The organism is Noviherbaspirillum denitrificans (assembly GCF_002211445.1).
Lineage (GTDB): Bacteria > Pseudomonadota > Gammaproteobacteria > Burkholderiales > Burkholderiaceae_D > Noviherbaspirillum > Noviherbaspirillum denitrificans.
The window spans coordinates 3,521,562-3,527,092 of the sequence record NZ_LSTO01000001.1 but is presented as its reverse complement, the minus strand read 5'-3'; the positions used below and the strand labels follow the sequence as shown (position 1 = coordinate 3,527,092).

Annotated in this window: 6 protein-coding genes; all 6 read left to right on the top strand. The window is 66.4% G+C overall.

Features of this window, described 5'->3' with window-relative positions; all coding sequences use genetic code 11:
* Positions 1-490, top strand: a 490-nt coding sequence (locus AYR66_RS17025) for a flavin reductase (protein WP_088709872.1), incomplete at its 5' end; no start/stop codon positions are given.
* Between the two features lie 20 nt (positions 491-510).
* The gene (locus tag AYR66_RS17020; protein ID WP_088709871.1) at positions 511-1,638 is read left to right on the top strand and encodes an ABC transporter substrate-binding protein; all 1,128 of its coding nucleotides are present in this window, start codon (positions 511-513) and stop codon (positions 1,636-1,638) included.
* A 2-nt stretch (positions 1,639-1,640) separates the two neighbouring features.
* A complete protein-coding gene (gene mhpD / locus AYR66_RS17015; protein WP_088708494.1) occupies positions 1,641-2,429 on the top strand; it encodes a 2-keto-4-pentenoate hydratase in 789 nt (262 codons plus the stop codon).
* Between the two features lie 21 nt (positions 2,430-2,450).
* Complete coding sequence (locus AYR66_RS17010) at positions 2,451-3,398, top strand: acetaldehyde dehydrogenase (acetylating) (RefSeq protein WP_088708493.1); 948 nt, start codon at positions 2,451-2,453, stop codon at positions 3,396-3,398.
* A 19-nt stretch (positions 3,399-3,417) separates the two neighbouring features.
* The gene (dmpG, locus tag AYR66_RS17005) at positions 3,418-4,449 is read left to right on the top strand and encodes a 4-hydroxy-2-oxovalerate aldolase (RefSeq protein WP_088708492.1); all 1,032 of its coding nucleotides are present in this window, start codon (positions 3,418-3,420) and stop codon (positions 4,447-4,449) included.
* Positions 4,450-4,555: 106 nt separating this feature from the next.
* The coding region (locus tag AYR66_RS17000; RefSeq protein WP_141104260.1) for a branched-chain amino acid ABC transporter permease at positions 4,556-5,531 on the top strand (976 nt) is incomplete at its 3' end.

Sequence of the window (5,531 nt, the reverse complement as noted above, 5' to 3'; positions counted from 1 at the left end):
GGCGGTCAGCTCGCTCGAGCACCGCAACGGCATGCGCCACGTCGCCGTCGGCGTGTCCATCATCGCCGCTTCCGACGGCGCAATGCGCGCCGGCCTGACCGCCACCGCGGTGTGCTCGGTCACCGCCGATCCGCCGCGCCTGGTGGTCTTCGTCAACAAGAACGTGGTCGCCGACCAGGTGATCCGCAACAGCGGCGCGCTGTGCGTGAACGTGCTGGCGGGCGAGCAGGAGGATGTCGCCAAGGCTTTCGCCGGCATGATCGAAGGCGTGCACGGCGACACCCGCTTCGGCTTCGGCCGCTGGAACACGCTGGCGACCGGCGCCCCGGCCCTCGACGGCGCGCTGACCAATTTCGATTGCCGCGTGGTCAAGGTGTACGACGAGAGCACCCACCACGCCTTCCTGTGCGAAGTGCTCGCCACGCGCGAGCGCAACGACGGCGAAGCACTGATCTACCTGAACGGCGGCTTCCGCCGCCTCCCGCAATAACACCATCTAGGAGACAAGCCATGAAGATCCGCAAACTGCTGTTCCTGTCGCTGTTCGCCGCCGGTCCGGCACTGGCCGACATCAACATCGGCGTCATCGCGTCGCTCACCGGCCCGGCCGCCGCGCTCGGCGCCGAGACCAAGAAGGCGGTCGCGCTGTTCCCCGCCACCGTCGGCGGCGAGAAGGTGAACTACATCCTGATGGATGACGGCACCGACCCGACCAACGCGGTCAAGAACGTGCGCAAGCTCATCAGCGAGGACAAGGTAGACGCCATCATCGGCCCCAACCTCATCAGCACCGCGGTCGCCATGGCCGATGTCGCCAATGCGGAAAGGACGCCGATGGTGTCGGTCGCGCCGCTCGACGTGTCCGGCGACAAGCGCGGCTATATCTTCCGCAGCGAACCGTCCGCCGACCTGATGGTGGCGCGCGTGGTGGCCGACATGGTCGACAGCGGCGCGAAGACGGTGGGCTTCATCGGCTTTTCCGATTCCTGGGGCGAGCTGCTGCTCAAGGCGCTGACCAAGGCCAGCGAAGGCAAGCTGAAGATCGTCGCCACCGAGCGCTACGGCCGCGCCGATCCAAGCGTGCAGGCACAGGTGCTCAAGGTCGTATCCGCCAAGCCCGACGTGGTGTTCATCGGTGCCTCCGGCACACCGGCCGCGATGCCGCAGATCACCCTGCGCGACCGCGGCTACAAGGGCCGCATCTACCAGTCGCATGGCGTGACCAGCAAGGAATTCCTGCGCGTGGGCGGCAAGGCCGTCGAAGGCGCGCTGATCCCGGTCGGCCCGGTGCTGGTGGCGGAACAGCTGCCCGACAGCCATCCGGCGAAGAAGTCCGGCGTCGCCTTCGTCAAGGACCTGGAAGGCAAGAACGGCCCGGATTCCCGTTCCACCTTCGCCGGCGCCTCCTGGGACGCCTGGCTGCTGGTACAGAACGCGATCAACGGCGCGTTGAAGGGCAAGGCCAAGCCGGGCACGGCGGAATTCCGCAACGCCCTGCGCGACAGCATCGAAAAGACCAGCAAGCTGGTCGGCACCAACGGCGTCTACACCATGGGCAGCGGCGACCACGCCGGCTATGACCCCAGCGCGATCGTGATGATCAAGGTGGAAAACAACAACTGGAAACTGGTGAAGTAATCATGAACGCACCCTTGCTCAACGCCGAGGCCGCGGCGGCCCTGCTCCAGTCCGCCGCCGCCAGCGGCAAGCCGATTGCCCCGCTGCGCGAGCGCCTCGTCCAGGCGGACATGGAAGGCGCCTACGCGATCCAGGAAATCAACACCAGAAGCGGGCTGGCCAGGGGCCGCCGCCTGGCGGGCCGCAAGATCGGGCTCACCTCGCGCGCGGTGCAGGCACAACTCGGCGTCGACCAGCCCGACTTCGGCATGCTGTTCGCCGACATGGCCGTGGGCGACGCCGAACCGGTAGCGCTGTCGCGCCTCATCCAGCCGAAGGTGGAAGCGGAAGTCGCACTCGTGATCGGCCGCGACCTGGACTGCGAGCGCCATACCTTCGCCGACATCCTGCGCGCCACCGAATTCGCGCTGCCGGCGATCGAGATCGTCGACAGCCGCATCGAGGACTGGAACATCCGCTTCGCCGACACCGTCGCCGACAACGCGTCGAGCGGGCTGTTCGTGCTCGGCGGGCGTCCGGTAAAGCTGTCGGATTTCGACATCGCTGCCTGCGCGATGGAAATGAAGCGCGGCGAAGAGACGGTATCGCGCGGCAACGGCCGCGCCTGCCTCGGCAGCCCGCTCAATGCCGCCGTCTGGCTGGCGGACGTGATGGTCCGCTGCGGCCGTCCGCTGCAGGCCGGCGACATCGTCCTCACCGGTGCGCTCGGCCCGATGGTGACGGTCAAGGCCGGCGACCGCTTCGATGTCGCCATCGAAGGCCTGGGCGCCGTCAGCACCCTGTTTGCCTGACCCTGTACAGAGAGGAATTCCATGACCAAGAAAATCAGATGCGCATTGATCGGACCGGGCAACATCGGCACCGACCTGCTCTACAAACTCAAGCGCAGCCCGGTGCTGGAACCGGTGTGGATGGTCGGCATCGACCCGGAATCGGAAGGCCTGAAGCGCGCCGCCGAGATGGGTATCAAGACCACCGCCGCCGGCGTCGACGGATTGCTGCCGCATATCGATGCGGACCGCATCCAGATCGCCTTCGATGCCACCTCGGCCTACGTGCATGCGGAAAACACACGCAAGCTCAACGCCATGGGCGTGCTGATGATCGACCTGACGCCGGCCGCGATCGGCCCCTATTGCGTGCCGCCGGTGAACCTGAAGGAACACGTCGGCAAGCACGAGATGAACGTCAACATGGTCACCTGCGGCGGCCAGGCCACCATCCCCATGGTCTATGCGATTTCGCGCGTGCAGAAGGTGAAGTACGGAGAGATCGTCGCCACCGTCTCGAGCAAGAGCGCCGGCCCTGGCACCCGCAAGAACATCGATGAATTCACCCGCACCACCGCCGGCGCGGTGGAGAAGGTCGGCGGCGCCGAGAAGGGCAAGGCGATCATCATCATCAATCCCGCCGAGCCGCCGCTCATCATGCGCGACACGGTGCACTGCCTGGTCGAGGGCGAGCCCGACAAGGCCGCGATCACCGATTCCATCCAGGCCATGATCAAGGAAGTGCAAAAGTACGTGCCGGGCTACCGCCTGGTCAACGGCCCGGTATTCGACGGCAACCGCGTGTCGGTGTACCTCGAAGTGCAGGGCCTCGGCGACTTCCTGCCGACGTATGCCGGCAACCTCGACATCATGACCGCCGCCGGCGCGCGCACCGCCGAGATGTTCGCCGAAGAAATCCTGGCCGGCCGGCTCACGCTGTCCCCCACCGAAACGTCCGGCACGGCGAAGACCGCCGGCTGCGGCGCTTGAGAAGCACGAGGAGAACACGATGAATCTCAAAGGCAAGAGCGTCACCGTCCACGACATGACCCTGCGTGACGGCATGCACCCCAAGCGCCACCTGATGACGCTGGAACAAATGATCGACATCGCCACCGGCCTCGACGACGCCGGCGTGCCGCTGATCGAAGTCACCCACGGCGACGGCCTCGGCGGCTCGTCCGTCAACTACGGCTTTCCGGCGCATACCGACGAGGAATACCTCGGCGCGGTGATCCCGAAGATGAAGCAGGCCAAGGTATCGGCGCTGCTGCTGCCCGGCATCGGCACCGTCGACCACCTGAAGATGGCGCGCGACCTCGGCGTGCACACCATCCGTGTCGCCACCCATTGCACCGAGGCCGATGTCTCCGAACAGCACATCAGCATGGCGCGCAAGCTCGACATGGACACGGTCGGCTTCCTGATGATGAGCCACATGGCATCGCCGGAACAGATCGTGGCGCAGGCGAAGCTGATGGAAGGCTACGGCGCCAACTGCATCTACGTGACCGACTCCGCCGGCTACATGCTGCCGCACGACGTCAAGGCGCGCATCACCGCCGTCCGCGCCGCGCTGAAGCCGGACACCGAACTCGGCTTCCACGGCCACCACAACCTCGCCATGGGCGTGGCCAATTCCATCGCCGCCGTGGAAGCGGGCGCCAACCGCATCGATGCGGCTGCTGCCGGCCTCGGCGCGGGCGCGGGCAACACACCGATGGAGGTTTTCATCGCCGTGTGCAAGCGTATGGGCATCGAGACCGGCGTCGATGTCTACAAGATCCAGGACGTGGCCGAAGACCGCGTGGTGCCGATCATGGACCACCCGATCCGGGTCGACCGCGATTCGCTCACGCTGGGCTATGCGGGCGTGTACTCGTCCTTCCTGCTGTTCGCGCGCCGCGCCGAGCAGAAGTACGGCGTTCCGGCCCGCGAAATCCTGGTCGAACTCGGCCGCCGCGGCATGGTGGGCGGACAGGAAGACATGATCGAGGATGCCGCGCTGACGATGGCGCGGGAGCGTAAGCTGGTCGCGTGAGGTTGATGGCGGGTGTCGTATGTCGTTATTCGACACCCGCTCCCGGAAACGACAGAACGATTTGTGATCCGAACGCAGCCCCCTGCGTTCCCACTGGAGTCCTTCAATGGATGCCGAAATTTTTGCATTGCTCGCGCAGGATGGCATCACCAACGGCGCCATCTATGCCTTGCTGGCATTGGCGCTGGTGCTGGTGTTCACCGTCACGCGCATCATTTTCATTCCGCAGGGCGAGTTCCTCGCCTGGGGCGCGCTGACGATGGCGGCGCTCGAGGCCGGGCATTATCCGGGCACGGTCTGGCTGCTGCTCGGCGCCGGCGCGCTGTCCTTTGCCGCCGATGCCGTGTCGCAGCGGCGCGCGCTTGCCAGGTCGGCGCTGTGGAACCTGGCCTATCCGCTGGCGCTGGCCGGCCTGCTGTGTGCCTTGCCGCTGCAAGCGCTGCCGCTGGCACTGAAGGCGCTGGTGGTGCTGGCCATCGTCGTGCCGATGGGGCCGATGATCTACCGGGTCGCCTTCCAGCCGGTGGCGGAAGCGCCGGTGCTGATCCTGCTGATCGTGTCGGTGGCGCTGCACCTGCTGATGGTGGGCCTCGGCCTGCTGATCTTCGGCCCGGAAGGCTCGCGCACCACAGCATTCAGCGACCACCAGTTCGCGGTCGGCTCGCTGATGGTCGGCGGCCATACGCTGGTGGTGATCGCCGCGTCGCTGGTGCTGATTGCGGGACTCTATCTGTACTTTGAACGCACCTTGGGCGGCAAGGCGCTGCGCGCGGCGGCGATCAACCGCAACGGCGCGCGCCTGATGGGCATTTCGCCGGCGCTCGCGGGCCGCCAGACCTTCTTCTTCGCCGCCCTGGTTGGCACGCTGTCGGGCATGCTGGTCGCGCCGCTCACCACCGTCTATTACGACAGCGGCTTCCTGATCGGCCTGAAAGGTTTCGTGGCGGCCATCATCGGCGGCCTGGGCAGCTATCCGCTCGCCGCCGCCGGTGCGGTGGTGGTGGGGCTGCTGGAGTCGTTCTCGTCCTTCTGGGCGAGCGCCTTCAAGGATGTGCTGGTGTTCACGCTGATCATCCCGGTGC